The sequence below is a fragment of the Amycolatopsis acidiphila genome (assembly GCF_021391495.1).
GTDB lineage: Bacteria > Actinomycetota > Actinomycetes > Mycobacteriales > Pseudonocardiaceae > Amycolatopsis_E > Amycolatopsis_E acidiphila.
In genome coordinates this window covers 3,245,310-3,271,831 of record NZ_CP090063.1, presented here as the reverse complement: position 1 = coordinate 3,271,831, position 26,522 = coordinate 3,245,310, and the positions used below count along the sequence as shown (strand labels likewise).

The window sequence follows — 26,522 nt, the reverse complement described above, 5'->3', positions numbered from 1 at the left end:
CGAGATTCTGCTCGGGAAAGGGACGGTACGGGCATGGCGGAGACGGCCGGCGCGCTGCACGGGGTCCGGGTGATCGACATGGCGGCCGTGGTGATGGGGCCCTACGCCGCGCAGATCCTCGGCGACCTGGGCGCGGACGTGATCAAGGTGGAACCCCCGGCCGGCGACATGACCCGGCGCACCCGGCCCCAGCGGCACGAGGGCATGGGCGCGCTCGCGCTCAACGTCAACCGCAACAAGCGCAGCCTCGCCCTCGACCTGAAGTCCGAGCAGGGGCACTCCGCGTTCCTGGCCCTGGTGCGCAGCGCCGACGTGCTCATCACCAACACCCGCCCGGGCGGCCTGCGGCGCCTGGGCCTGGACCCGGAGTCGCTCGCCGCGGTCAACCCGAAGCTCGTGTACTGCACCGCGCAGGGGTTCCGCGGCGACTCCGCCCGCGCGAACCACGCCGCCTACGACGAGATCGTGCAGTCGGGCTCGGGCCTGGCCGACCTCATGCGCCGCGCGACGGGCGAACCGACGTACGTGCCGACGATCCTGGCCGACAAGGTGTGCGCGCTGACGATCGTCTACTCCGTGCTCGCGGCGGTGATCCACCAGCGCGCGACCGGGCAGGGCCAGCACGTCGAGGTGCCGATGACCGACACGATGCTCGCGTTCAACCTGGTCGAGCACCTGGCGGGCCGGACCTTCGAACCGCCGGCCGGTCCGGTGGGCTTCCCGCGATCGCTGTCGGCCGGGCACCGGGCGATGCGCACCGCCGACGGCTGGGCGTGCATCCTGCCCTACACCCCGCGCAACATCCGCGACTTCTTCTCCGCGGTGGACCGGCCCGACCTGGCCGACGACGCGCGCTTCGCCGACTCCGCGGCACTGTCCGAGCACTACGCGGACCTCTACGAGCTCATCGAGCACCTGGCGCCGGCCCGCGAGACGGCCGAATGGGCGGAGTTGTGCGCCCGCTACAGCATCCCGTTCTCCCCCGTGCTGGACCTCGACGACGCCGTGGACGACGAGTACTTCACCGAAAGCGGCCTGGTGTCCGTGGCCGAGCATCCGACCGAGGGGCCCTACCGCGTGGTCGCGAGCCCCATCCGGCTCTCCGCGACCCCGCCCTCCGTGCGAAGCCACCCGCCCGCCCTGGGGCAGCACACCGCCGAGATCCTGGCCGAGCTCGGCTACGACGAGGAGACGATCAATGCGCTCGCCGGCAAGGGCGTGGTCGCGGTCGGGCAGGAGGTCCGGGCATGAACAGTCCATTCGCGACACTCGACGGGGACTTCTTCGGCTTCGAGAGCCTGCTTTCCGGACCCGAACAGGAGATCGTGCTGCGTGTGCGCGAGTTCCTGCGCAGCGAGGTCGCGCCGATCGCCAACGACTACTGGGCGCGTGCCGAGTTCCCGTTCCAGCTCGTCGACGGGTTCCGCAAGCTCGACATCGCGGGCCTGATGTACGACGGCCTCGCCGCGCATCGCGGCACCCGCCTGCTCACCGGCTTCCTCGCACTGGAGATCTGCCGCACGGACGCGTCGGTCAACACGTTCTACGGTGTCCACACCGGACTCGCCATGGGCAGCGTGAACCGATGCGGCTCTCCGGAACAGAAGCAGCGGTGGCTGCCGGCGATGGCGCGGATGGACAAGATCGGGGCGTTCGCCCTCACCGAGCCGCACGGCGGGTCGGACGTGGCGGGCGGACTGGAGACGACCGCGCGCCGCGACGGCGACCACTGGGTGCTCAACGGCGAGAAGAAGTGGATCGGGAACGCGACCTTCGCGGACCTCGTCGTGGTGTGGGCCCGCGACGAGGATGGCCACCACGTCAAGGGATTCGTCGTCGAGAAGGACACGCCCGGCTTCCGCACGGAGAAGATCGAGGGCAAGATCGCGCTGCGCACCGTGCAGAACGCGCGGATCACGCTGGAGGACTGCGTCGTCGGCGAGGAGAACCGGCTGACCGGCGCGAACTCGTTCCGCGACACCAGCGACGTGCTGCGCCAGACCCGCGGCGGCGTCGCCTGGGGCTCGGTGGGCTGCATGATGGCGGCCTACGAGCTCGCGCTGGACTACGCGCGCACGCGCGAGCAGTTCGGCCGGCCGATCGCGAAGTTCCAGCTGATCCAGGACCACCTCGCGACGATGCTGGGCAACGTGACCTCGTCGCTCGCGCTCGTGGTGCGCCTGGCGCAGCTGCAGGACGGCGGGGTGAACAAGGACGAGCACTCGGCGATGGCGAAGTCCGTGGTCACCACCCGGATGCGGGAGACGGTCGCGCTGGCGCGGGAGGTGTTCGGCGGCAACGGGCTCCTGCTGGAGAACAGCGTCGCCCGTTTCTTCGCCGACGCCGAGGCGCTCTACTCCTACGAGGGCACCCGGGAGATCAACCAGCTGATCGTCGGCCGCGCCGTCACCGGCATGGGCGCCTTCGTCTGAGCGGCGTCAGCGCAGCGAAGCCAGCGCGGCCGCCAACGAGCCGTGCACGATCGCGGGGTCCTGGAGCCCGACGAGGTCGAACACGCGCAGCACCGCGCGCGTCGAGGCCACGACGCGTACCGCGTGGCCGCGGCTGCTGCCCTGGTCGAGCACGTCGCCGAGCACCTCCAGCCCGGCCGCCGAGATGAACGTGACCGCGCTGAGGTCGAGTACGAGCCCTCCGGGCGGGAAGTCCGAGGTCACCGACGCCACCTCGGCACGCAGCGGGGCGACGCTGTGGGCGTCGATCTCCCCGGCGACGATGATGACGCGGATGCCATCGGCCGGGGTGCGGGTGGCGACGGTCAGCAGCCCTTGGGGACCGCTGCCGGGCAGACACGGCACAGGGTTCACGCGACCTCGGCTCGCAGGATGAGACGGAACAGGCGAGCCACCGCTGCTTTTATAACCGTGGCAGGACCACCATAGCCGATGGTCCGGCGCCGGCCAGCGAGACTCGGTGAGGACAATTTCGCCGGTGCCCGACGGTATAGGTCGTTATACAGAACGCGGCGGGGCGACGACCCGGAGCTGGAGCATCGCGGCGAAGCGGGCCTCCGGGTCGGCCAGGTCGAGGCCACCCACCTCGGCGAGGCGGCGCAGGCGGTAGCGGAAGGTGTTCGGGTGCACGTACACCGCCGCGGAGGCCGCGATGACGTCGCCGAAGGCGTCGAGCCACGCGCGCAGCGTCTCGACCAGGCTGGTGTTGTGCTGCTCGTCGTACTCGAACAGCCGCGCGACCGGGCCCGTCGGCCGGTCGCCCCGCGCGGAGACCAGGTCACGCAGCTCCAGCAGCAGCGCCTCGACGTGCACGTCGGCCAGGCGCGCCACCCGACGGCCGGCGCTGCTGCCCGAGCGCAGCACCCGCAACGCCCGGTCGGCGCTCGCCCGCGTCTCCGCCAGCCCCGACACGTCGTGCGCCACCGGGCCGACGGCGATGACCGCCCGCGCCCGCTCCCCCACCCGGTCCAGGAAGTCCGTCGCGATGCGGAGCGCGCGCTGCTCGCCGTCGCCATTGCGCGCCACGGGAACCAGGCCGTACACGACGTCGCCGACGAGGGCCGCCGCGCAGCGCGGATGCACCGCGCCCAGGTGCATCGCCAGGCCGTCCGCGAGCCGGTGCCGCTCCGTGGCGATGCTCGCGTCGACCCGTTCGTCCACTGTGGACTCGAGCACCGCCAGCGCGAGCACCACGACGGGCTGGTCGCCCAGGCCCAGCCGGTTGAGCGCCTCGCGCGCCCCGGCGCCGCCTTCGAGCGCAGTACTGAGCAGGTCGGTGCGCAGCCGCCGTTCGACGTCGGCGCCCGCACGGACGCGCAGCATGTGCAGCGCCACCAGCCGGGCGGCGTCGCACAGGGCCTGGCCGCGCTCCTCGCTCAGCGGCTCCCGCACCGCCGCCCAGATCGAGCCCAGTACCTCGTCCCCGGCACGCACCGCGACCGCGACCCGGGGCAGCGAAAGCCCGTCGAGGTGCCGCGACGGCAGATCCACGTACACCGGCTGGTCACTGCGGTACAGCTCGCGGAACACCCCGCGCTCGGACAGCATGCGGGCGAACCGCTCGGGCACCTGACGGCCGAGGATCGTCTCGACGCGCGAGGGGTCGGCCTCGTCCTGCCTGCCGGAGAACGCGAGCACCCGCGACCGGCGGTCCTCGATGGTGACCGGCGCGTCGATCAGGGCGCCGATCGCGTTGGCGACCGCGAACAGGTCGCCCGAGGGCAACCCGGCCAGCGTCTCGGGCTCGGCGTCGCCGACATCGCCTTCCGCGAGCAGGGACCGCAGCATCGCGGCGAGCTGCGCCCAGGAGGCGCCGCGGGTCAGCCCGAGCAGGGCGACGCCGGTCTCCGTGACGGCGGCCGCGACCTCGGCGGTCACCGCGACCGGGACCCGCAGCACCAGCGCGGCCGCCTCGTGCCGGGCGAGGGTGCGCAGCAGCCGCACGACGTCGCCCGGCTCGCTCACGCCCACCCCCAGTACGAGCGCGTGCTGAGGCAGGACCGGCTCCTCCAGCGGGTCGTGGATGGCGACCCCGCCGATGCCGCCGACCTGGTCGGGATCGCCGTGGACCAGGTCGAGCAGGGTGTCGCCCAGGTCGTCGAGGACGCGGCCGAGGCTGGCGTGCGGGCGCAGGTTCACCGAAACGAGCACCTCCCGAAGCTAGGTCCCGAACGGGCAGCCTAGTTCGTCGAGGCGCACGAGATCACCTCCTCAGTTCGTCGATGCGGACGAAGTCTCAGAGCGGCAGCCATTCGGTGCCGGTCGTGACCTCCGCCAGCAGCTCCGGGATCGGCTCGACGCCGATGCCGGGGGCCGTCGGCACGGGCAAGTGCCCGTCGTCGAGCACGAACGGGGCGGTGATGTCGGTGCGGTAGTAGCGGTCGGAGGCGGAGGTGTCCCCGGGCAGGGTGAAGTTCGGCAGCGCAGCCAGCGCGACGTTCGCGGCCCGGCCCAGGCCGGACTCCAGCATCCCGCCGCACCACACCGGCACGTTGTGCGCGGCGCACAGGTCGTGGATCCGCCGCGCTTCCAGGTAGCCGCCGACCCGGCCGGGCTTGACGTTGACGATCTGGCAGGCGCCGAGCGCGATCGCGTCCGCCGCGGAGCGCGCGGACGTGATCGACTCGTCCAGGCAGATCGGGGTGCGCACGAGCTTCGCCAGCCCGGCGTGCGCGAGCACGTCCTCCTCGGGCAGCGGCTGCTCGATCAGCAGCAGGCCGAACGGGTCGAGCCGGGCGAGGTGGCGGGCGTCGGCGAGGGTGTACGCGGTGTTCGCGTCGACCTGCAGCAGCACGTCGTCGCCGAACCGCTCGCGCACGGCCCGCACCGGCTCGATGTCCCAGCCCGGCTGGATCTTCAGCTTGATCCGCAGATAGCCCGCGTCCAGGTAGCCGCCGACGGCGTCGACGAGCTCGGCCACCGAGCCCATGATGCCGACCGACACCCCGCACGGGACCCGGTCGTGGACCGCGCCCAGCTCGCGCGCGAGCGTGCGCCCGCCCGCCCGCAGCTCGGCGTCGAGCACCGCCATCTCCAGTGCCGCCTTCGCCATCCGGTGCCCCTTGAACGGCGCGAGCACGCGGCCGACCGCGTTGGCGTCGAGGCGCTCGTGGGTGGCGACGGCCGGCACGAAGAACCGGCGCAGCACGTCGGCCGCGGCGTCGACGTACTCGGACGAGTACAGCGGGTCGGCGAGCGTGACGCACTCCCCCCAGCCCTCCGCCTCGTCGGTGACCGCGCGCAGCAGCAGGATGTCGCGCGTGGTCTGGGTGCCGAACGAGGTCCGGAACGGTGCCACCAGCGGCATCTCGATCCGGCGCAGTTCCAGTCCGGTCAGCTTCATCGGCCGTCCTCCCTCACAGTGTCGCGGGTGACCAGGTACCACCCGGACTTGTCGAACCCGGTGATGCGCGCGCCCTCGGCGAGCGGCGCCACCAGCGCCTCGCGCACGGCGACACGCCATTCCTTCGCGCGGCCGGGATCGGCCGCACGCAGCTTCTCGACGTCGTTCGGCACGGCGACCAGCAGCCTGCGCCCGCGGGAGCTGCCCGGCACGGGCGTGGCGGGTCCGGACCGGCCGAGCGCGACCACCGCTCCCCCGGCCAGCTCGGCGCGGGCGTCGCACGGGCGCAAGGTGCCGGCACAGGCCGCGGCGACCGCCGGGGTGTCGAGCCTCCAGTGCACGAGCAGCCGGTCGGTCTCGTCGTCGCCGTTGATGCCGTCCCGCATCCCGCCGTAGAAGTTCGGCAGGTACTCCACCGCGGTGGCGCCGAGCTTGACCAGGTTGAACCAGGCGTTGCGGGCGACGAGGGGGTCGAACGTCCACTCGATCACCGAGATGCCGCGCTGCAGTGCCCAGGCCCGCTGGTGCAGCTTCAGGGCGAGCCCTACGCTGCGCCCGGCCATCGCGGGGGCCACCCCGGCGATGTGGCTGTGCAGCACCTCGTCGGCGGGCGTGCCGAAGAACCCGACGCACGCGCCGACCAGTTCGGCGCCCGCGTAGGCCCCGCCGACGTAGTTGCCCGCCTTGGTCAGCGCGCGCATCAGCTCGGTGGTGACCGGCGGGTTCGCCGGGTCGGGCCGCCAGATCCGGTCGAACAGCCGGTAGACGGCGTCGAGCCCGTCGAGGTCGGCGACCTCGCGGATGTGGACGCCGGCGCCGTCGGCCGCCCGGCGCGCGGCCTCGGCGGCGTGCGGGCGGCTGCCGGCGAGGGGAGGTTGCAGGTCTGTCACGCGATCCATGCTCGCCAGCTCGTCCGGGTTCGTCATGGTCGCCGCGCACCAGTCGCGGCGCCCGGTTTGGTCCTGGCGGACCGCCCGTCCGCCCGCGGAGCCACCTCAGTCCGCCTTGGGGGTGGCGCGCACGCCGAAATGTACGTACCGCTCCCCCGTCGCCAGCGTGTAGAAGGTCACCGGGACCCAGGTCTGCGTCTGCGGTTCCCTTATCACGTAAAGGTTTTCCTCCACGGGCACCAGCGGGTACTCCTGCGTCTTCTCCGGCACCAGCTCGGCGAGCGTGCCCGTCACCGTGGTCCGCAGCTTCGGCCCGTCCTCGCCGTCGAACACCTCCACCAGTGAGCTCGCGCGCTCGTAGGTGCCCGCGTGCGGGGTGATGTCCGCCCGCACGGGCTCGGCCGGTGGCGCGAGCGGACGGGGCATCGCGACGTCCGCCAGCTCGGCGAAGATCTCGCGATAGAGCTCCTCATAGAGGTCGTGACCGTTGCCGCCGTTGGTGAGCAGGGTGACCGCGAGCCCGTCGCCGGGCAGCAGCCGCAGGAACGCGGCCTGGCCGATCGTGTTGCCGTCGTGGCCGATCAACCGGTGCCCGTCCCAGCCGAGCCGGAACCAGCCGAGGCCCCACGAGTCGCCGAGGGTGTGCTTGTCCGGCAGGTCCGCCTGCTTCTCCGCCATCGCCGCGGCGCTCGCCTCGCTGAGGACGCGGCTGCCGTCGGCGGCGAGCCCTCCGGTCAGGTGCAGGCGTGCGAAGGCGAGGACGTCCGCGACGGTGGAGTCGATCAGCCCCGCCGGGCCGGCCGAGCGCGGCAGGGTCCAGACCGGCGCCTTCGCCGGCTCCGTGGTGCCGACGTGGCCCATCGCGGCGCGGAACATCAGCGCCTCTTCGGGCAGGGTGACGGTGTGGGTCAGCCCTAGCGGTGTGAAGATCCGCTCCCGGATCGCGGCGTCCCAGGTGCCGCCGGTGATCTTCTCGATCACCCGGCCCGCCAGGCAGAACCCGGAGTTGCAGTAGGACCAGGTGGCGGCGAGGGGATGGTTCTGCGCCACGTCGCCGAGCGCCGCGACGTACTTCTCGAGGCAGTCGTCGCCGCGGCCGGTGTCGGTGAACACGTCGCCGTCGATACCGCTGGTGTGGGTGAGCAGGTGGCGCATGGTCACCTGTTTGGTCACGTCGGGGTCGGCGAGCTTCAGCTCGGGCAGCACGTCGGCGATCGGCGCGTCGAGGTCCAGCAGGCCCTCGTCGACGAGCTGCATCGCGAGGGTCGTGGTCCAGACCTTCGAGATGGACCCGATCTGGAACAGCGAGTCCGCGGTGACCTCGACCCCGGTGTCCACGTTGAGCACGCCGGTGGCGGCCTCGGCGAGCTCGTCGTCCCCGCCCGGGTGCAGCCGCAGGATGCCCAGTGCCGCACCGGGGACGTGGTGCCGCCGCGCGAGCGCGGCGAGCCGCCGCTGCCAGTGCGCGGCGTCGATCCGCGGCCGTCGGGTGCCGGTGTGCTGCTCGAGCCAGTCCACGACGCGCCGGTTGAAGTCGATCCGGTGCGACGGCGGGCCGTTGAGGATGAACAGGTGCGAGCCCTGCGGGTAGAGCACCAGCTGCGTGGGCACGCCACGCTCGCGCAGGGCGGTGTACCACTGCTGGGCCTGCCCGACGGGGCAGCGCAGGTCGGCGCCGCCGTGGACGACCAGCGTCGGGGTGCGCACCTGGTCGATCTTCGTGAACGGCGACATCTCGGCGTAGTGCGCGCGTTCCTGCCAGGGCAGCGCGCCGAGCTCGTATTCGGCGAGGAAGTGCCCCTGGTCGGAGGTGCCCGCCATGCTCGTCAGGTCGGCGACGACACCACCGGCGACCGCGGCGGCGAACCGGTCGTCGCGGCTGGTGAGGAAGCAGGTCATGTAGCCGCCGTAGCTGTAGCCGGCGACCGCGAGCCGCGCCGGGTCGGCGGTGCCCTCGGCGACGAGGTCGTCCAGCGGCTCGAGGAAGTCCTTGGCGTCCTTCTCGCCCCAGCCGGAGTTCACGGCGGTGAAGAACGCCTCCCCGTAGCCGTCGCTGCCACGCGGGTTCAGCAGCAGCACGGCCCAGCCGCGGGCGGCCAGTTCCTGGTGGTAGAAGTGGATGTCGTCGGCCCCGCCGTGCCAGGCGTTGTGCGGGCCGCCGTGGATGTCCAGCAGCAGCGGCCGCGGGCCCTCGGCTGCCGGGTCGCGGATCAGCCAGCCGTGCACGACGGTCCCGTCGGAGATCGCGAACTCGCGCTCCTCGCGGGGAAACAGCCCGACCTCGGCCAGCGCCTCGCCGTGTCCACTGAGGACGGTCTCGGTACCCGTCGCAAGGTCGACCCGGACGATCTCGCCGTAGGAGGCCGGCGTGACGAGCACGACCACCGCTGTGCCGCCCGCGACCGACAGGCCGGCCACCGTGCGCCCCGCGCCCGTGAGGAGCGGGCGCGGGGTGCCACCGTCGACGGGCACCGAGTACAGGTGGGTGCAGCCGCGGTCGCGGGCGCAGAACAGCACGCTCGCGCCGTCCTCGGCCAGCTGCGGCAGCGCACCCGGGTAGGCCGGACCGCCCGGCATCACGTTGCGGTCCAATGGCGCGGCGAGGTTCACCGGCGCACCGCCGTCGAGCGGGACCCGCAGCAGCCCGGCGTGTCCGACGGGGCCGTCGGGACGCCCGACGACGAGCAGCGCCGAACCGTCCGCGGTCCAGACCAGTGGGCCGCCGACGCCTTCGGACAGGCCCACTTCGCGTGGTTTCGCGGCGGGATCGGTCGCGTCGACGACGAACACCGGCACGCGCGCGTTGAGGTCCCGGTCCGGCGCGACGGCCGCGGCGAAGGCGAGCCGGGTGCCGTCCGGCGACCACGCCGGGTCGCCCGCGTGCCAGTCACCGGCGGTGACCTGACGACACTCCCCGCTCTCGACGTCGAGGACGTGCACGTGGGCGCGCATCGTGCGCAGGAACCCCGCGCCGTCGGCCTGGTAGTCCAGCCGGCCGGCGACGATCGGCGCGCCCGCCCGCCGGGTGCGTGCTTCGGCGTCCTCGCCCGGGTCGGCGGCCAGGTCGACGGGAGCGCCGAAGGCGATCTTCGACCCGTCCGGGCTCCACACGGGCGCGCCCGCGCCGAGCGGCAGCGACGTCAGCTGCTCGGCCTCGCCGCCGTCCAGCCGCAGCAACCACACCTGGGGGGCGCCCTCCTGCGCGCGCAGGAACGCGACGCGGGTTCCGTCGGGCGACCACGCCGGGGCGGTGTCCGCCCGGCCGCGGGTCAGCGGGCGCGCTTCGCCGTCGCCCACCCGCCAGATGGTGCGCACGTTCTCGTCCGTCCCGGCATCGCTGGTGCGCAACACGTAGAGGGCTTCGCGCCCGTCCGGCGCGAGGGCGGGTTGTTCGGGCACCGCGACCGCGGTCAGGTCTTCGATGCGCAGACGTCGGGTCACCGGGTTCTCCTCGGGGTTCGGCGGGTTCACGGAACGAGGCCGGGTTCGGCCGCCGCGGCCGCGAAATGGCAGGCGGCGTGGTGCCGGTGCCCTCCGGCGGCCGGCTCGGCCTCCCGGCAGATGTCGCGGTCGGCGAGCACGAGCGGGCCGATGGGGCAGCGCGGATGGAACCGGCAGCCGGGCGGCGGGTGGTGCGGGTCGGCGGGCTCGGTGTCCGCGACGGCGTCCGGTTCGGACAGTGCCGCCGCGCCCGCCGCGGCGAGCAGCTCGCGGGTGTAGGGGTGTTGCGGGTCGAGCAGGACGTCGTCCGCGGGCCCGTACTCGACGACCCGGCCCAGGTACAGCACCGCGATGTAGTCGCTGACGTAGCGCACCACGGCGAGGTTGTGCGAGATGAACAGCATCGACAGGCGCATCCGGCGCTGCAGGTCCCGCACGAGGTTGAGCACCGTGCCCTGGATCGACACGTCGAGCGCGGAGGTGATCTCGTCGGCGATGACCACCTCCGGCCGCCCGGCGAGCGCCCGCGCGAGCGCGACCCGCTGGCGCTGCCCGCCCGACAGCTGTGCCGGGAGCATCCCGGCGCGGTCGGGCTCCAGGCCGACCAGTCCGAGCAGCCGGGCGACCTCGGCCCCGCGGTCCCGCGTGCCGCGCGGCATCGCCTCGGCGATCGAGGCGCCGGCGGTCATCCGCGGGTCGAGCGAGGAGTACGGGTCCTGGAACACCATCTGCAGCGGGCCGCGCCGCACCGGCCGCCCGTCGAGCAGGATGCGGCCGCCGGTGACCGGGGTCAGCCCGACCGCGGCGCGGGCCAGCGTGGACTTCCCGGAGCCCGACTCCCCGACGAGGCCGACGATCGTGCCGTCCGGCACGGTGAGGTCGACCCCCTCCACAGCGGTCAGGCCGCGCCGCCGCCCGCCGTAGCGCACGGTCACGTCCTCGAAGCGCAGTTCACTCATCGCTGCTCTCCCGCCGCTACCCGGCCGGTGTCCCGGAGCGCGAGCTCCCCGGCGTGCCAGCACGCGACCCGCCGCCCGTCCCCGTCGGCGTCCAGCGGCGGGTCCGCACTCGTGCACTGCGCGTCCGCGAACGGGCAGCGCGGCGCGAAGGCGCATCCCCGCGGGGGCCGGGACGGATCGGCGGGCTTGCCGGGGATGACGGCGAGCGGCTGCTCGCGGTCGGTCGTCATGTCCGGCACCGCGGCCAGCAGCGCCCGGGTGTAGGGATGGCGTGCCGCGGTGTGCAGCTCGGCGGCGGGCAGGTCCTCGACGATCCGCCCGGCGTACATCACCAGCACCCGCTCGCAGACCTGCCCGACCACCGTGATGTCGTGGCTGATCAGCAGGATCGCGACGTCGTCGGCGGCGCGCACGTCCTGCAGCAGCCGCAGCACCTGCCGCTGCACGGTCACGTCGAGCGCGGTGGTCGGCTCGTCGGCCACGATCAGCGCCGGGTTGCCCATCACGCCCATGCCGATCATCGCGCGCTGGCGCATGCCGCCGGAGAACTCGTGCGGGAACTGCCGGGCGCGCCGGTGCGCGGCGGGCACCCGCACCGCGCGCAGGCGGTCGACGGCGCGGGCGAACGCCTGCCCACGGCTCATCCCCTGGTGCCGCCGCGCGACCTCGGCGAGCTGCCTGCCGATGCGCTGGGTCGGGTTGAACGAGGTCGCCGGGTCCTGGAACACCATCGCGAAGGACGTGCCCAGCAGCTGCCGCCGCGCGCGGGTGCCGGTCTCCAGCAACGGTTCGCCGAGGAACTCCAGCCGGTCGGCGTGCACCCGCCCCGGCTCCTCGATCAGCTGGGCGACCGCGAGCGCGGTCAGGCTCTTGCCCGAACCCGACTCCCCCACCACGCCGACGGCCTCACCGCGCCGCAGCGCGAAACTCACCCCGCGCACCGGCGTGACCGGCCCGTCCGCGCCCGGGAAGCCGACGTGCAGCCCGTCCACGGCGAGCACCACGTCGGCCGGAAGCCCCGCGCGGGTGCCGGTCGCGGGCGGGGAGAACGAGGCCGCCTCGACGGCGGGCGTGCGCTGCCCGATGCCTTTGGCGATCGCTTCGCCGAACAGGTTGAACGCCAGTCCCGCCACGACGACGGCGACCGTCGGCGCCAGCGCGGCCGCCGGGTGGATGTAGAGGCCGTTGAGCCCCTCGCCGAGCAGCCGGCCCCAGTCGTAGTCCGGCGCCTGCACGCCCAGCCCGAGGAACGACAGGCCCGCGAACGCCAGCAGCGCGCTGCCGGCCGAGATCGTCGCGTTGACCACCAGCGGCTCGCCGACGTTCGGCAGCACGTGCCGCAGCAGCAGCCGGACCCGGCCCACCCCGGCGATCCGCGCGGCTGCGACGAAGTCGAGCCCGCTCACGGTGGCGACGAGGGTCTGCGTGAGCCGCGCGAAGCCCGGCGCGGTCGCCAGCCCGATCGCCGGCACCCCGCCGCCGGTGCCCACCCCGAAGATCACCGCGAAGAACAACGCGAGCAGCAGGCCGGGGAACGCCACCGCGATGTTGACCACCGCGGTCACGAACCGGCCCGCGCGGGCGCCGAGCAGCACCGGCGCGGTGCCCAGCAGCAGGCCCGCCAGCACCCCGATCGCGGTCGCGGCGAGGGCGAGCTCGACCGAGAGCCGGGTCGCGACCAGCACCCGGAAGAAGATGTCGCGGCCCAGGCTGTCGGTGCCCATCCAGTGCGCCGCCGAGGAGCCCTGCAGGATCCGCCCGGTGTCGACCGCGTTCGCCTTGCCCGTCCACAGGACCGGCGCCAGCACCGCCAGTACGAGCACGCCGGACAGCACCGCCGCGGCACTCGCGCCGACCGGGCTGCGCAGCACCCCGGACCATCTCGAACCGCGCAACTCAGCTCTCCCTGATCGTCGAGCGGGGGTCGAGCAGCGCGAGCGCGACGTCGACCGCGAGGTTCACCAGCAGCACGCCGAGGCCGTAGACCAGCACCACGCCCTGCACCACCGGGTAGTCCTTGGCGAGGATCGACTGGACGATCGCGGCGCCCAGTCCCGGCCACGCGAACACGTTCTCGACCAGCACGGTGCCCGCGACCATGGCGCTGAGCAGCAGTCCGCCGAGCGTCAGCGTGGCGGTGAGCGCGTTGGGCAGGGCGTGGCGCAGGTACACCAGCCGTGCCGGAAGCCGTTTCGCCCGCGCCGTGCGGATGTAGTCGGCCCGCAGCACCGCCAGCATCTCCACCCGCACGATCCGGGCGAGCACCGCCGCGGGCCCGATCGCCAGCGCGACCACCGGCAGCACGTAGGACTCGGGGCCGCTGCGGCCGGCGACGGGCGCCCACCCGAGGCTGACGCCGAACACGAACACCAGCCCCACCGCGATCAGGAACTCCGGGATCGCGGCCAGCACCACGCTCGTCGAGGTGAAGGCCAGCTCCGCGTGCCGGCGCCGGCCGCCGCGCGTCAGCACCGCCATCCCGGCGCCGACGGGGATCGCGACGGCCAGCGCCAGCAGGAACGCGTACACCGCGATCTCCACCGTCGCCGGCAGCCGGTCGGCGATCAGCTGCGACACCGGCAGCCCGGAGCCCATCGAGACGCCGAGCCTGCCGGTGCACAGGTTGCCGAGGTAGTGCAGGTACTGCTGCCACAACGGGTCGTCCAGGCCCAGCGCGGCCCGGCGCGCGGCGACGACCTGTGCCGAGGCCATCGGGCCGAGCGCCGCGCGCACCGGGTCGCCGGGGATCAGGTGGATCATGCCGAACGCGGCGGTCAGCAGGACCCACACCGAGACCAGCAGCCGCCCCAGCCGCCGCGCGGCGAAGCGCAGCCACGGGTTGCCCGCCAGTGCCGGCGGCCGCCGCGAGGTGGCGGTGACTGTGCTCACCGGTGGCTCCCCTCGCTCGAAAACCGTTTCTGGACTGGATACTTCCGGGGCGCGCGGCCGCGGTGTTCGTCCGGCGGGACGACCCCGTCCCGCCCGCACTGTCGGCCCGGACGAACGGCCTCAGCCGAGCATCCGGATCGAGGTGGGCGCGATGCTCCCCTCGGTGGTGTCGAACGTCGCGCCCTGCCCGAAGATCGGCCGGACGGTGTTGACGAACGGCACCACGTCGAGGTGCTTGACCAGTGCCTTGTCCCCCGCACCCCACCGGGCGCAGCCGTCCGCGCCCGCGACCGCCGACGCGGCCCGCACCGCGGCGGCGTACTCGGGGTTCTGGATGGACGCGAAGTTGTTGCCGCCGGGGGCGCCCGGCCCAGTGAAGAACGGCAGCAGCTGGGTGGGCAGATCGACCGACAGCGGCAGCAGCATCGCGTCCCAGGTGCCCTGGCCGCCGATGATCTGGGCGCTCTCCGCGTCGGTCATGCCCTTCACCTCGACCTGCGCGCCGACCGCCGTCCACAGCTGCTGCACCAGCTCCGCGCCGGCCTGCATCGTCGCGCCGAGGCTCGTCGGGTAGTAGAAGGTGAGCGCGAGCTTCTTGCCGTCCTTGGCACGGCCGCCGTCCGGCCCGGCCGCCCATCCCGCGGCGTCGAGCGCGGACTTCGCCGCCGCGACGTCGTGCGCGGGCAGCAGCCCGCCGATGGTGTCGCCGTTGCACGGGCCGAGCCCCGGCGCGACGAGGCTGGTGGTGGGCTTGCCCGTGCCGCTGGTCAGCACCTGGCCGAGCTGGGTGAGGTCGAGCGCCTGGGTCAGCGCGCGCCGCACGGACTCGTCGGCGCCGGGCAGCCCGGCCTTCTGGTTGAAGAACAGCTCGCCCAGCGGCGACTCCAGGTCGCGCTCGAGCAGTCCCATGGCCTTGAGCCGCTGCTGGTCCGGGCCGAGCACCTGGGCCGCGTTGACCTCTTTGGACACCAGCAGGTTCGCCGAGGTGGTCTCGTTCGCGACGACCCGGAGCACGACGGTGTCGGGCAGGCCGCGGGTGTCGGTCTTCCAGTCGGCCGGCCCCCACGCGTAGTCCTTGCGGCGGGCGAGGGTGTAGTGGTCGCCGGAGACGGCCTCGGTCATCGTGTACAGGCCGGTGCCGTCGGCGCCCTGCTTGAGCAGGTCGCGGTTCTTCATGCCGTTGGCGCACACGATGGGCAGGCCGCCGACGTTGTGCACCAGGAAAGAGTCGGGACTGGCCGCGGTCACCGTGACGGTGCCGGCCGCGTCGTCGGCGACGGCCTTCGCCCCCGGCGGCACGTAGACGCCCATCAGGGCGGCGGCGTTCGCCGGGTCGCCGACGAAGTTGATGTTGTCGGCGACCTGGGTCGCGGTCAGCGGTGTGCCGTCCGAGCAGGTGATCCCCTTGCGCAGGGCGTAGGTGGCCTTCGTGGCGTCGCCGTCCCACTTACCGGCGAGCCCGGCGACCACGGCACCGCCGGGATCGATGTCGACCAGCGAGTCGTAGAGGAACCGGTCGGCCTGCAGGGCGACCGCCAGCGTGGTGAAGTGCGGGTCGAGGTTGCCGGGGTCCGCACCGAGGACGAACGTGAACGACTTGCCGTCCACGACGCTGCCCGCGCTCCCCCCGCCCCCCGCGCCGCACGCGACCAGGGCCAGCGCGAGCACCCCTGCCCCCGCGATGGTCAGAACACTCTTCATGGTGCCTCCAGGTGGGGATCGTTGCGCGGCAGCCTGCCCGGCCGATGCGGCCGTGTCTTGGTACGCACGCACCAGGTATGGGGGCGGCTCTCGTCCGGTTCACCCAGCGCGGCGGGTGGCCCGGCCCGTGTGCACGTAGCGGGCGCGGCCGCTGCCGTCGTCGCCGAGGAAGACGTGTGGCTGGTGCATGCTGTGGCGGGGCTCGCGCGCGACGAGCGTGTCGCCGTCGAGGCGGACGAGCTCGTCGCGCTCGGTGCCGCTCAGCTCGGCGAGGATGCCCTTCGGCGTCAGCTCCGCCCACACGCGGCCGTCGTCGTCCTGCGAGACGGTCAGGTCGCTCACCTCGCAGGAGTAGGTGCCGACGTAGCGCGTGGCGTCGAAGGGTTCCGGGTCCGGCGGCGGCTTCGGCAGCGGCGGCAGCTCGACGTCCGCGAGCTCGCGCAGCAGGTGCGTGTAGATCTCGAGGTAGAGCGCGATGGGGTTGCCGCCGTTGGTCAGCAGCGCGATCGCCACGTCCTTGTCCGGCACGACACGCAGGAACGCGGCCTGGCCGATGGTGCCGCCGTCGTGGCCGAGGACCAGCCCGGTGGGCCAGTCGTAGAGCTCCCAGCCCAGACCCCACGAGGTGCCCATCAGTCCGAGCGGGGGCAGCGTGACCTGCCGTTCCCGCATGGCCTCGGCGCCGGCGGCGCTCAGCACGGTGCCGCCGCCGTCGAGGTGCGCCTGGGCGAACGTCACCAGGTCGCGCGGGCGCATCGCGAGCGCCGCGCCCGCCGGGGCGTTGGACCGGACCAGGGACCACACGGGCGCGGGACGCGGCGGCTCGTCCGGCGAGGGCTGCACGTGCCCGACCGCGGCCCGGTGCAGGATCGCCTCGTCGGCGCAGGTCGCCGCGTGGGTGAGGCCGAGCGGGGTGAACAGGTGCTCGCGCAGGCACGCGTCGAACGGCTTGTCGCGCAGCACCTCGACGACCCGGCCGAGCACGCAGAACGCGGCGTTGTTGTAGGAGAACATCTCTCCTGGCGCGAACAACTGCTCGACGTCGCCGAGCGTCGCGACGTACTTCTCGACGCAGTCGTCGCCCTTGCCGGTGTCGGTGAACAGGTCGCCTTCGAAGCCTGAGGTGTGGCACATCAGTTGCCGGACGGTGATCGCGGCCGCGGCTGCCTCGTCGCGCAGGCGGAACTGGGGCAGGTAGCGGCGCAGTGGTGCGTCGAGCTCGAGCCTGCCCTCGTCGGCGAGCTGCATGGCCAGGGTCGTGGTCCAGACCTTGGTGATGGACCCGACCTGGAAGAGCGAGTCCGGGGTGGCCTCGACCCCGGTGCCGGTGTTCAGCACGCCTGCGGCGTGGTCGACGACCTCCCCGCGCGCCGACACCGCGATCGCGGCCCCGGGCACACCGTGCTCGGCCAGCAGTGCGGGCAACCGGTCCGACAGCCAGTTCTTGGTCTCATCCAGGTTCGCCATCGGGGGAACGTAGCGTCGGGCCGGCGGGAGAAGTTCGTCCGCGGGCACGAGCGCGGCCGTCGCCTTCGGGTCGCCGAGACGAACCCGGCCTTGACACCCTCCGGCCGATGTTGGAACGTCCTTCTAGAAATGACAACCGGGAGGTCCGATGGGTGAGCCGGTGCGCTACGAGGTGGCCGGCGGGGTGGCGACGCTGACGCTCGACCAGCCCGGGTCGATGAACACGATGAACCCCGAGATGCTCACCGCGGTCACGGAGTCCCTGGAGCTCGCGGCAGCCGACGCCGCCGTGCGGGTGCTGGTCATGACCGGCAGCGGGCGGGCGTTCTGCGCGGGCGGCAACCTCAACGGCTTCGCGGCGGGACGGGGCACGGAACTGCCCGTGCCCACCCGGATCGGCAGGCTGCGGACCTCGATGCGCACGTCGCAGCTGCTGGCGGAGATGCCGAAGCCGACGATCGCCGCGATCAACGGCGCCTGCGCGGGGGCCGGGTTCTCCTGGGCGTGCGCGGCGGATCTGCGGTACTGCGCCGAAAGCGCGCGGTTCAACACGGCTTTCCTGACCGCCGGGCTGTCCGGCGACTTCGGCGGCTCGTGGACGTTGCCGCGGATCGTGGGCCCGGCCAAGGCGCGGGAGATGTACCTGCTGCCGTCGAAGTTCGACGGCCGCGAGGCGGAGCGGATCGGCCTGGTGAACGGGTGCGTGCCGGACCCGGAGCTGGCGGGCTTCGTGGCGGAGGTCGCCGCCCGCCTGGCCGCCGCCGCGCCGCTGGCGGTGGCCGCGATCAAGCAGAACTTCAACGACTCGCTCACCGACGACTTCTCGGCGCACCTCGACCGCGAGGCCGACCGGCACGCGCGCCTGCAGTACACGGAGGACGCGAAGGAAGCGGCAGCGGCCTTCCTGGCGAAGCGGGCACCGGAGTTCAAGGGACGGTAGCGGCGCGGGGAGGGCGCGGGTCGCCTTCGCCTCGGGCAGGCGATGCCCGTCGGCAAGAAGAGCGCCCGGCCCCGCCCGCCTAGTGGTTCACCGTGAACCACGGCTGCGCCCAGCCGAGGTAGGTCTGGCCCCACTTGCTCTTGATCTCCGCGATCGTGGTCTGCGTGTACGTGCCGGCGCCGTGGATGTCGTTGGACAGGAACTGCCCGCCACCGGCGGAGATCATCGTGTGCACGTACGCGGTCGTCGAGCCGCTCGCGTTCCAGCCGTAGTTCTGGGCGTTGATGCGGTCGCACCAGCCGTCGTAGCTCGAGTCGTTGCTGGTGTGCACCCGCGACTTAGGTGTCGCTGACATAGCCTCCGCGAGCGGGGAGGTAGTCCCAGATGTCGCTGGTGCCGTAGTTGCCGGTCACCGTGTCGCCGTTGGCCTGGCAGTCGATCGACACCGACGCGCCGTCGGCCACCGTGCCCACCGAGGTGGCACTGGTGCTCGGCGCCGAACGCACCGTCACCGCGACGCCCGAGTCGGTGTGCACGGTGCCCGTGGCCGCCAGCGCAGGCGCGGCGCCGATCAGCACCACCGCGGCCGCGAGGCCCACCGGGCCCCCGATCCGTTGTGCGAATTTCATGTCCGTCCTCCCAGTGGTTCCGAAGCTGCGCGGCCAGGGTGCCGATACAAGGGACGTACAAACGCTGGGCCGGTCGGGTGACGGGTGTCACTTCCGGCCCGTGCGCGGCGACTTCCCGGACATCGACCGAGGGGAGACTTCGATGAGCTTCGTGGCTTTCGACTGGCCCGGCATGCAGCAGTGGCTGCGCGGCAAGGTGGTGGCCGGTTGGATGAACATCCTGATCCTGCTCGCCGCGGGCGCCGCGGTCGTCGTGGCCGGGTTCCTCGCGAACCGCGGCTGGCCCGTCGCGCGCGAATGGGGACCTGGCGCGTTGAAGTTGTTCGTGCTGTGGTGCCTGTCGTTCCTGCCCGGCTGGTTGTACGTCCGGTTCCTCTACGTCCGGGCACACGCGGTGTGGACGGAGTACGTGCTCACGCTGCACCGCCTGGGCTGGGACCGGTCGGAGCACCTGCCCGAGCCGGCGCGCAACTCCTCCTACCACGGGCAGTGGGAACAGGGCGGGCGAAAGCAGGACGACATCTACCGGCAGAAGTTCGAGGCCTACTACGGGCGCATCCGGACCGAAGGCCAGGACAGGCCGACGATCAGCACCGAGTCACTGTTCCCGGTCTTCCTGTTCACCACGCTGCTCGCGGTGGGCTGGGCGGCGATCCTGTGGGACACCACGTTCCTCACCACGCCGAGCGGGGTGTGGGACGTGCTGAAGTACGGTTTCATCGGCTCGTACGCGTTCGTCACCGGGATGCTGGTGCGGCGGTTCTTCCAGACCGACCTGCGGCCCAGCGCGTACACCTCGGCGATCCTGCGGATCGTGCTGGTCCTGCTGATCGTGGCCGTGGTGCACCAGGTCGTCGGCGCGATCACGTCGGCCGCGGTGACCGCGGAGGTGGCGCTCGCGTTCCTGATCGGGTTCTTCCCGCTGGCGGGACTGCAACTGGTCCAGCGCGCGACGGCGCGGGCCTTCGGCACGGTCGTCCCGCCGCTGAAGCCGGAGTACCCGCTGGACCAGCTCGACGGGCTGAACCTGTGGTACGAGACGCGGCTGCTGGAGGAGGGCGTCGAGGACATGCAGAACCTGACGAGCATGAACCTGGTGGACGTCATCCTGCACACGAAGGTCCCGCCGGGGCGCGTGATCGACTGGCTCGACCAGGCTTTCCTGCTGACCCACCTGGACTCGACGAACCGCAAGGAGCTGCGCTCGGCACAGGTCGGCACGCCCGCGGCCGACTCGGCGGCGCTGAGCGGGCCGCAGGCGCGAGTGGCCCTGCGGCGGGCCGGCATCCGGACGGCGACGGACCTGCTGAAAGCGTTCTCGCACGACGGGACGTTCGCCGTCCCGGCCGGTGTCCGACCGCCGCTGCCGGAGAGTCAGCTGCGGTTGCTCGTGCTGGTGCTGAGCCAGGAGGCGAAGCTGAGCGTGATCTGGAACTGGCAGCGCAACGACAGACGGGCGTACTGAGCGGGCCGGCGTCGCCGACGGTCAGTTCGACCCCGCCTTCCGCCGCCCGAACCACATGCGCAACCGGTCGACCGGCCCCAGCCGGTGCCCGAGCGCGCCGTCCCGGCCCCGGTGATGCCGCACGCGACTACTCTGCGGCGACTCGAAGGCCCGCTCGGCAGGCGGCGTGGCCAGGTGCTGCGCCTGGGGAGCCGCCGTGGGCGCGGGAGTCTGCTGGGGCTGGGGTTCGGGCTGGGGCTGCTGGTATTCGGCTCGCTGCGGCTGCGCCTGCCGAGGTTCGGCTTGCGGCAGCGGGATCCGCTGCTCCCATCCGCGCCCGCTGGACGCCGCCGTTTCCTGTTGCGCTGCCGGAGGTTCCGCCACCTCCGGCACCTCCGCCTGCCCGGCAGGCTCGCTCCACGGCGCCGCGCTCTCGCGGGCAGCGTGGTGCTGGCCGGTCCCGGACTCCGCCTGCTGCCCCGCGGCGGGTGCGAGCCCGCCCGCCGGCCACTGGGGCTCCCCGGTCGACGGGACCTGCTCGGCGAACTCGTCGTCATCCGGTTCGACCAGTGCGTGCCGCGGTCCCCGCCGCGGCGGCTCTTCGGGCTGGGCGGCCGGCGGCGCTTCCGCGACGCTGGGCTCCCAGCTCGCGTCCATCCGGGCGGCGTCGCCGCTGGCCTGGCCGGTCCCGGCCGCCATCGGCGCGGCACTCGGCTCCACACTCGCCTGCCCGGCGTCCGCGGCGGCATCCGCCTGCGCGCCAGCCGCCATGGGGGCCGCGAAGGGCGTCGTCGGGGGGTCCTCCGTGGCGCGGCGCGCTGCTTGCTCGCGTTCCCAGCTCTCCTCGGCCGACCACGGCGCCGTCGCCGGGCCTGGGGAGCTCGGCGACTCCCCCGGCCGCACGGGCATGAACTCGCCGGCGAACACCCCTTCTCTCGGGGGCGTCCCCGTCGGCAACCTCTCGGCCAGGGGCTGCTGACGCGCGGCCGGGACCCCGTAGAGCGGCGCTTCCCGAGTGAGGTCCACACGCGACTCCTGCGCCAGGCCCACCGCACCCTCCTGCGGCGCTGACGTGCCGAACCAGGAGTGCTCGACGCCCGCCTGCGAACCCTCCATGTTGGACGGAGCCGCCATCCCGGTGTAAGCCGGGCCCGCCATCCGCGGCTGCGCCTCGACCTCGGCGGAAGCCGGGACCGGAGCACCGCCCACCCGGGACGACGCCGGCAACTGCTGCGCCTCGAAACCAGCCGACGGGACCCCCACCCCGGACGACGCCGCAACCGGAGCGGCCGGAGCACCGCCCACCCCGGACGACCCCGGCACCGGAGCACCCGGAAAGTCCACACCGGACCGCGGCGCCGGCGGGACGTCCCCGAGACCGCCACCCGGCATCAGGTCATCCTCGAACCCGGGACGGCTCCACGAGGCCGCTGGGGAGGACCGCCGGTCGGCGAAGGGCACCGGGCGCTGGTTCGCCTCCGGGTAGCGCTCCAGCGGGTCACCAGTCGCACGAGGGGTGCGCAGGCCCCGCAGTCCCAGCAGGCCGATCAGTCCCACGAGCGCGATCAGCCCCAAGGCCCCGCCGCTCAACCCCATCATCGACATACCGACCGTCACCACCCCTCGTGCCCCCGGAGCGGATCTCCGGGTTCACCCATGCGTACCCCAGATGAGCTGCGGGTATGGGTGAACCACCGGATCAGGTGACCGCCGATCAGATGGCGCGCTCCCCCTTGCCGAGCACCACGATCCCGCCCGGGCTGACGTGGTAGTGCTCCCGGTCCCGTGCCATGTCCACGCCGATGTGCGCGCCCGGCGGGACGATCACGTTCTTGTCCAGGATCGCCCGCCGCACCACGGCGCCCGCGCCCACGCGCGCCCCGTCCAGCAGCACCGATCCCTGCACCACCGCGCCGTTCTCGACGATCACGTCGGGCGAGAGCACCGACTCGATCACCTGCGCGCCCGAGATGATGCAGCCGTTGCTGACGATCGACTGGTTCGCGGTGCCGCCTTCCACGAACTTCGCCGCCGCGCGCTGGGCGGGATGCGCCAGGATCGGCCAGCGCCGGTTGTAGAGGTTGAAGATCGGCAGCGTCGAGATCAGCTCACAGTGCGCCTCGTAGTAGCTGTCGATCGTCCCGACGTCGCGCCAGTACCCGTGGTCGCGCTCCGTCTCCCCCGGTACCTCGTTGGTGGTGAAGTCGTACACCGCCGCGTCACCCTGCTCGACGAACGCGGGGATGATGTCGCGCCCCATGTCGTGCTTGGAACCGAGGTTCTTCGCGTCGGCGTGCAGCGCGTCGATCAACGCCTGGGTGGTGAACACGTAGTTGCCCATCGACACGTACGCCTCGTCCGGCGCGTCGGGCAGCCCCGGCGGGTCCGCCGGCTTCTCCAGGAACGCGTCGATGCGCGTGCCGTCGGTCGTGTCGATGACGCCGAACGCGCTCGCCTCCGAGCGCGGGACCCGGATGCCCGCGACGGTCACGCCCGCGCCCGCCTTCAGGTGCGCCTCGACCATCTGGCGCGGGTCCATCCGGTAGATGTTGTCGGCGCCGAACACCGCGATGTAGGCCGGGCACTCGTCGTACACCAGGTTCAGGCTCTGGTGGATCGCGTCGGCACTGCCCTGGAACCAGCGCGGCCCCAGCCGTTGCTGCGCCGGCACCGGGGTGACGTACTCGCCGGTCAGTGACGAGAGCCGCCACGTCGTGCTGATGTGCCGGTCGAGCGAATGCGACTTGTACTGGGTGAGCACGCAGATCCGCCGGATCCCGCCGTGCACCAGGTTCGACAGGACGAAGTCGATGAGCCGGTGCACGCCGCCGAACGGCACGGCCGGCTTCGCGCGGTCGGCGGTCAGCGGCATCAAGCGCTTGCCCTCACCGCCGGCGAGGACGATACCCAGTACGTCTGACGCGTCGTTCACGACGACCTCCCGCTGCCTTGGTAGATCCCGACGGTCCGGGCGGCTATCGCGGCCCAGCCGAACTCCTCGACGGCCCGGGTGCGCCCCGCGGCGCCCATCGCCGCGGCGCGCCCGGGGTCCCCGACGAGCTCGTTGACACGGGCGGCGAGCCCGGCCTCGAAGGCGGCCGGGTCGCGTTCGTCGTAGTGCACGAGCAGTCCGGTGACCCCGTCCTCGACGACCTCCGGGATCCCGCCGACGTCGCTGGCGACCACGGCCGTCCCGCAGGCCATCGCCTCGAGGTTCACGATGCCCAGCGGCTCGTACACCGACGGGCAGGCGAAGACGGCCGCGTGCGTCAGCAGTTCGACGACCTGTTCGCGGGGCAGCATCTCCGGGATCCAGAACACGCCGTCGCGCTCGGCCTGCAGCTCGGCCACGAGCCCACGGAACTCCGCGTCGAGCTCTGGGGTATCCGCGCCGCCCGCGCACAGCACGACCTGGGTGCCGGGGGCGAACGACGCCGCCGCGCGGACCAGGTGCGGCACGCCCTTCTGCCGCGTGATCCGGCCGACGAACAACACGTAGGGCCGGTCCGGGTCGACGCCGTGCGCGCGGACCGCGCCGGTCGTGGAAACCGGCTGGTAGAGCTTGGTGTCGATGCCGTTGTGCACCACGTGGACCCGCTCCGGCGGCACCGCGGGGTAGGCCTCGAGGACGTCGCGGCGCATTCCGGCACTGACGGCGATGATCGCGTCGGCGGATTCGAACGCGGTCCGCTCGATCCACGACGAGACCCGGTACCCGCCGCCGAGCTGCTCGGCTTTCCACGGCCGCAACGGTTCCAGCGAGTGCGCGGTGATCACGTGCGGGATGCCGTGGGCGAGCTTCGCCAGGTGCCCGGCGAGGTTGGCGTACCAGGTGTGGCTGTGCGCGAGGTCGTGCCCGGCGAGCGCGTCGGCCATCGAGACCGCGATGTCCATGGTCGCGAACGCGGGCCCGCCATAGCCATGGGCGTCGGTGTGCCCGTGCGCGCCGTCCCGGTCGGCCCCCCAACAGTGCACGTCGAGATCGACGAGCGAGCGTAGTTCGCGGGCGAGGAACTCCACGTGCACCCCGGCTCCCCCATAGACGTCCGGCGGGTATTCGCGGGTGAGCAGGCCGACTCTCATGAACTGACCCTACGGCCACCGGCAGGGTTGGCGCAGTGCGTTGTCCGGACGAATCCCGCCGGCTGCCGCGGCAGGTGTCCGGCGGGTTTCGGGACGGGCACGGGAATGCCGACCACAGGTGGCCGGAAAGCGCTTCACCCCAGGCCTTCCCGCGCGGTGGCGGGAAGGCCCGGGGTGGCGTCACCAGCCGCGGCCGACGGTGTAGGAGCTGGTCCAGATGTCCTGCAGCCGGACCACGTCACCGGACTCCGGCGCCGCCCACATCCTGTTGCCGCCGGCGAAAACGCCGACATGGTAGACCCGGCCGCCGGTGCTGAAGAAGATCAGGTCACCAGGGCGCGCGTCGGCGTGCGACAAGGTGCGCGTCGCCCCGCGCTGCTGGCTCGCGGTGCGGGGCAGGCCGACCCCCGCCTGCCGGTAGGCGTACTGCGCCAGCCCCGAGCAGTCGAAGCTGCCGGGGCCGGTGCCGCCGGGGGCGTACGGTTTGCCCGCCTGCGCGGCCGCGGCGTTGACGACCCGGTCACCCGTGGTGGGCTCCGCCGCGCCCGCGGAAGCGGCCGGGGCCAGCAGTCCGGCGGTCGCGACGGCGCAGCCGGCCGACGCGAGCGCCAGCCCGCGTAATCGAGTGGGCACGATGTGATCCTCCTCGAGAAATACATTTCGAACTTCTCATCTCGAATCGGCCGCCGAACACATCGGCGGTCGCGGTCCGATTTCCCGGACCACGGATCACAAAACGATTAACCCCGAAAAGGGTGAGGCGGATCACCCGCGCCCGAAATTCGTTCAGACGGCCCCGAGCCGGGCATCCCCGCCGGGCAGCGGCGTCAGGGTCTGCACCTTCAGCGGCGCCGCGAGCAGGCCTTCCAGCGCCGCCCCCAGCTCGGCCAGCGCGGCCCCCTTCGCGTGCGTGCGCAGCGCGTCGGGCGAGGCCCACTTCTCGACCATCACGAAGGTCGACGGCGACCGCGAGTCGCGGTGGAGGGCGTAGAGCTCACAGCCGGGCTCGGCGTGCACGGCCGGGATGGCGGTGCGGAACGCCTGCTCCACCTTCTCCTCCTGGCCCGCCGCGGCTTCGGCGGTGGCCACCACGACGACGGCGTCGTTCGAGGTCATTGACACTCCCTACGCTGGATGAGGACGACGGTCCCGATCATGCCCGCGGCCGGCCCCGCACTCAACTGTCACTCGATCGAGTGGACCCGCCGTTCCGGTCGTCCCGAAGCCGGGTCCGGCCCCTCTAACCCGTCGGGCAGGTCACCACAGCGCCGCCACGCTACGTGCACTGCCCTGCGGGTAGCCGGTCCGGTCGCGTCAGCCCCCCGAGCGACCGGACCGGCCCACCCCGCCGGTCACCCGCAGCGCCTCGCCCGCACCGACCGTGCCGACCCCGTGCAGGACGTGCGCCAGCACCTCCACCCCGCGCACCACCCGCGGACCGGGCCGGTTGAAGTACGCCGGGCCGTCGAGCACCCACACCCGCCCGTCCCGCACCGCCGGCAGCGACGACCAGCCGGGCCTGCTGGTGAGCACGTCCAGCTCGGCGAGCGTGCGCTCGGGCGCAAAGCCACAGGGCAGCACCAGCAGGACGTCCGGCCGCGCGTCGAGCACGGCCTCCCAGCCAACCGGCCTGGTGTGCTCGCCCGCCGAGGCGAGCAGCGGGATCCCGCCGGCGTGGCCGATCTGCTCGGGCACCCAGTGCCCGGCGGGCCAGACCGGGTCGAGCCATTCCAGCGCCGCCACCCGCGGGCGCGCCCGCCCGGACACCGCGCGTTCCACCGCGACCAGCCGGTCCTCCCAGTGGCGCCGCCGCGCCGCCGCGCGCTCCGGTACGCCGAAGGCGTCGCCGAGCGTGGTCAGACAGCCCAGGACCTCCGGCAGCGTGCGGGGTTCGAGGCTGAGCACGCGCGGGCCGGCGTCGAGCACGCGGACCGCCTCGGACACGCGGCGGTAGGAGACCGCGCACACGTCGCAGAGGTCCTGGGTCAGGACGAAGTCCGGGGCGAGCCGGGCCAGCAGGTCCGCGTCCAGCGAGTACAGCGACGAACCGCGATGCGGGGCGCCGCCCACCGTCTCGCTGATCTCCCTGCTGCTGAGCCCGCCGTCCAGGCCGGTGCCGGTGACCACCGGCACCCGCGCCACCTCGGCGGGCCAGTCGCATTCGTGGGTGCGCCCGGCCAGGTTCCCGGCCAGACCGAGCTCCGCGACGAGGTCCGTGGCGGCAGGTAACAGCGAGACGATGCGCACGGGCCCAGGATAGGGTCG

The 26,522-nt window shown here is 73.0% G+C and carries 20 protein-coding genes and 1 pseudogene; 4 read left to right on the top strand and 17 right to left on the bottom strand.

Annotated features, from left to right (window positions below):
- Nucleotides 1-33 precede the first annotated feature (33 nt).
- Together LWP59_RS15855 and LWP59_RS15850 are read left to right on the top strand one after the other, a co-directional pair.
- A complete protein-coding gene (locus LWP59_RS15855) occupies nucleotides 34-1,251 on the top strand; it encodes a CaiB/BaiF CoA transferase family protein (RefSeq protein WP_144640395.1) in 1,218 nt (405 codons plus the stop codon).
- A complete protein-coding gene (locus LWP59_RS15850; protein WP_144640398.1) occupies nucleotides 1,248-2,432 on the top strand; it encodes an acyl-CoA dehydrogenase family protein in 1,185 nt (394 codons plus the stop codon). Before LWP59_RS15855 ends, LWP59_RS15850 begins: the two co-directional genes overlap by 4 nt.
- Nucleotides 2,433-2,438: 6 nt before the next feature.
- Here the strand turns inward: LWP59_RS15850 and LWP59_RS15845 are convergent, their stop codons facing one another.
- The 10 genes from LWP59_RS15845 to LWP59_RS15800 form a co-directional block, all read right to left on the bottom strand.
- Nucleotides 2,439-2,825: an STAS domain-containing protein gene (locus LWP59_RS15845; protein WP_186383309.1), complete on the bottom strand. Its 387-nt coding sequence runs from the start codon at nucleotides 2,823-2,825 to the stop codon at nucleotides 2,439-2,441.
- Between the two features lie 144 nt (nucleotides 2,826-2,969).
- Entirely contained in the window at nucleotides 2,970-4,622 is a 1,653-nt protein-coding gene (locus tag LWP59_RS15840) for a PucR family transcriptional regulator (protein ID WP_229857457.1), read from the bottom strand.
- Between the two features lie 85 nt (nucleotides 4,623-4,707).
- Entirely contained in the window at nucleotides 4,708-5,814 is a 1,107-nt protein-coding gene (menC, locus tag LWP59_RS15835) for an o-succinylbenzoate synthase (protein WP_144640404.1), read from the bottom strand.
- Complete coding sequence (locus LWP59_RS15830) at nucleotides 5,811-6,713, bottom strand: GNAT family N-acetyltransferase (protein ID WP_144640470.1); 903 nt, start codon at nucleotides 6,711-6,713, stop codon at nucleotides 5,811-5,813. Before LWP59_RS15830 ends, menC begins: the two co-directional genes overlap by 4 nt.
- A 96-nt stretch (nucleotides 6,714-6,809) precedes the next feature.
- Complete coding sequence (locus LWP59_RS15825) at nucleotides 6,810-10,145, bottom strand: serine hydrolase (protein ID WP_144640407.1); 3,336 nt, start codon at nucleotides 10,143-10,145, stop codon at nucleotides 6,810-6,812.
- Nucleotides 10,146-10,171: 26 nt separating this feature from the next.
- On the bottom strand, nucleotides 10,172-11,104 hold the full coding sequence (locus LWP59_RS15820; protein WP_144640410.1) for an ABC transporter ATP-binding protein: 933 nt from the start codon (nucleotides 11,102-11,104) through the stop codon (nucleotides 10,172-10,174).
- Nucleotides 11,101-12,999, bottom strand: coding sequence for a dipeptide/oligopeptide/nickel ABC transporter permease/ATP-binding protein (locus tag LWP59_RS15815; RefSeq protein ID WP_144640412.1), 1,899 nt, complete (start codon nucleotides 12,997-12,999; stop codon nucleotides 11,101-11,103). The genes LWP59_RS15820 and LWP59_RS15815 overlap by 4 nt, the downstream gene beginning before the upstream one ends.
- Nucleotide 13,000: 1 nt before the next feature.
- Nucleotides 13,001-13,993 (bottom strand): ABC transporter permease, encoded by a 993-nt coding sequence (locus LWP59_RS15810; protein WP_229857455.1) that lies wholly within the window; start codon nucleotides 13,991-13,993, stop codon nucleotides 13,001-13,003.
- Nucleotides 13,994-14,113: 120 nt separating this feature from the next.
- Nucleotides 14,114-15,694 carry an ABC transporter substrate-binding protein gene (locus LWP59_RS15805; RefSeq protein WP_144640415.1) on the bottom strand — a complete coding sequence of 527 codons (1,581 nt, stop codon included), beginning with the start codon at nucleotides 15,692-15,694 and terminating at the stop codon, nucleotides 14,114-14,116.
- 99 nt (nucleotides 15,695-15,793) lie between these two features.
- Complete coding sequence (locus LWP59_RS15800) at nucleotides 15,794-17,161, bottom strand: serine hydrolase domain-containing protein (protein WP_144640418.1); 1,368 nt, start codon at nucleotides 17,159-17,161, stop codon at nucleotides 15,794-15,796.
- A 148-nt stretch (nucleotides 17,162-17,309) separates the two neighbouring features.
- On the opposite strand from LWP59_RS15800, the gene LWP59_RS15795 reads away from it, so the two are divergent.
- Entirely contained in the window at nucleotides 17,310-18,101 is a 792-nt protein-coding gene (locus LWP59_RS15795) for an enoyl-CoA hydratase-related protein (protein WP_144640421.1), read from the top strand.
- Between the two features lie 79 nt (nucleotides 18,102-18,180).
- Here LWP59_RS15795 and LWP59_RS15790 read toward each other — a convergent pair.
- A pseudogene (locus LWP59_RS15790) lies at nucleotides 18,181-18,730 on the bottom strand (hypothetical protein).
- 142 nt (nucleotides 18,731-18,872) lie between these two features.
- Between LWP59_RS15790 and LWP59_RS15785 the strand changes: the two are divergent.
- Nucleotides 18,873-20,195, top strand: coding sequence for a hypothetical protein (locus tag LWP59_RS15785; RefSeq protein ID WP_144640424.1), 1,323 nt, complete (start codon nucleotides 18,873-18,875; stop codon nucleotides 20,193-20,195).
- 21 nt (nucleotides 20,196-20,216) lie between these two features.
- On the opposite strand, the gene LWP59_RS15780 is transcribed toward LWP59_RS15785, so the two are convergent.
- From LWP59_RS15780 to LWP59_RS15755, 6 genes are all read right to left on the bottom strand, one after another.
- Entirely contained in the window at nucleotides 20,217-21,791 is a 1,575-nt protein-coding gene (locus LWP59_RS15780) for a hypothetical protein (protein ID WP_144640426.1), read from the bottom strand.
- 97 nt (nucleotides 21,792-21,888) lie between these two features.
- Nucleotides 21,889-23,106 (bottom strand): glucose-1-phosphate adenylyltransferase, encoded by a 1,218-nt coding sequence (gene glgC, locus LWP59_RS15775; RefSeq protein WP_144640428.1) that lies wholly within the window; start codon nucleotides 23,104-23,106, stop codon nucleotides 21,889-21,891.
- On the bottom strand, nucleotides 23,103-24,257 hold the full coding sequence (glgA, locus tag LWP59_RS15770; protein WP_144640431.1) for a glycogen synthase: 1,155 nt from the start codon (nucleotides 24,255-24,257) through the stop codon (nucleotides 23,103-23,105). Before glgA ends, glgC begins: the two co-directional genes overlap by 4 nt.
- 180 nt (nucleotides 24,258-24,437) lie before the next feature.
- The gene (locus LWP59_RS15765) at nucleotides 24,438-24,890 is read right to left on the bottom strand and encodes a C40 family peptidase (RefSeq protein ID WP_229857453.1); all 453 of its coding nucleotides are present in this window, start codon (nucleotides 24,888-24,890) and stop codon (nucleotides 24,438-24,440) included.
- 153 nt (nucleotides 24,891-25,043) lie between these two features.
- A complete protein-coding gene (locus LWP59_RS15760) occupies nucleotides 25,044-25,373 on the bottom strand; it encodes a putative quinol monooxygenase (protein ID WP_144640437.1) in 330 nt (109 codons plus the stop codon).
- A 198-nt stretch (nucleotides 25,374-25,571) separates the two neighbouring features.
- Entirely contained in the window at nucleotides 25,572-26,504 is a 933-nt protein-coding gene (locus tag LWP59_RS15755; protein WP_144640440.1) for a cobalamin-binding protein, read from the bottom strand.
- Between the last annotated feature and the right edge of the window lie 18 nt (nucleotides 26,505-26,522).

Bases quoted from the DNA above. Each gene is read 5' to 3' on its own strand.
- LWP59_RS15855 (WP_144640395.1), top strand. From the start codon at position 34: ATGGCGGAGACGGCCGGCGCGCTGCACGGGGTCCGGGTGATCGACATG.
- LWP59_RS15850 (WP_144640398.1), top strand. From the start codon at position 1,248: ATGAACAGTCCATTCGCGACACTCGACGGGGACTTCTTCGGCTTCGAG.
- menC (WP_144640404.1), bottom strand. From the start codon at position 5,814: ATGAAGCTGACCGGACTGGAACTGCGCCGGATCGAGATGCCGCTGGTG.
- LWP59_RS15830 (WP_144640470.1), bottom strand. From the start codon at position 6,713: ATGGATCGCGTGACAGACCTGCAACCTCCCCTCGCCGGCAGCCGCCCG.
- LWP59_RS15820 (WP_144640410.1), bottom strand. From the start codon at position 11,104: ATGAGTGAACTGCGCTTCGAGGACGTGACCGTGCGCTACGGCGGGCGG.
- LWP59_RS15805 (WP_144640415.1), bottom strand. From the start codon at position 15,694: ATGAAGAGTGTTCTGACCATCGCGGGGGCAGGGGTGCTCGCGCTGGCC.
- LWP59_RS15800 (WP_144640418.1), bottom strand. From the start codon at position 17,161: ATGGCGAACCTGGATGAGACCAAGAACTGGCTGTCGGACCGGTTGCCC.
- LWP59_RS15795 (WP_144640421.1), top strand. From the start codon at position 17,310: ATGGGTGAGCCGGTGCGCTACGAGGTGGCCGGCGGGGTGGCGACGCTG.
- LWP59_RS15785 (WP_144640424.1), top strand. From the start codon at position 18,873: ATGAGCTTCGTGGCTTTCGACTGGCCCGGCATGCAGCAGTGGCTGCGC.
- glgA (WP_144640431.1), bottom strand. From the start codon at position 24,257: ATGAGAGTCGGCCTGCTCACCCGCGAATACCCGCCGGACGTCTATGGG.
- LWP59_RS15760 (WP_144640437.1), bottom strand. From the start codon at position 25,373: ATGACCTCGAACGACGCCGTCGTCGTGGTGGCCACCGCCGAAGCCGCG.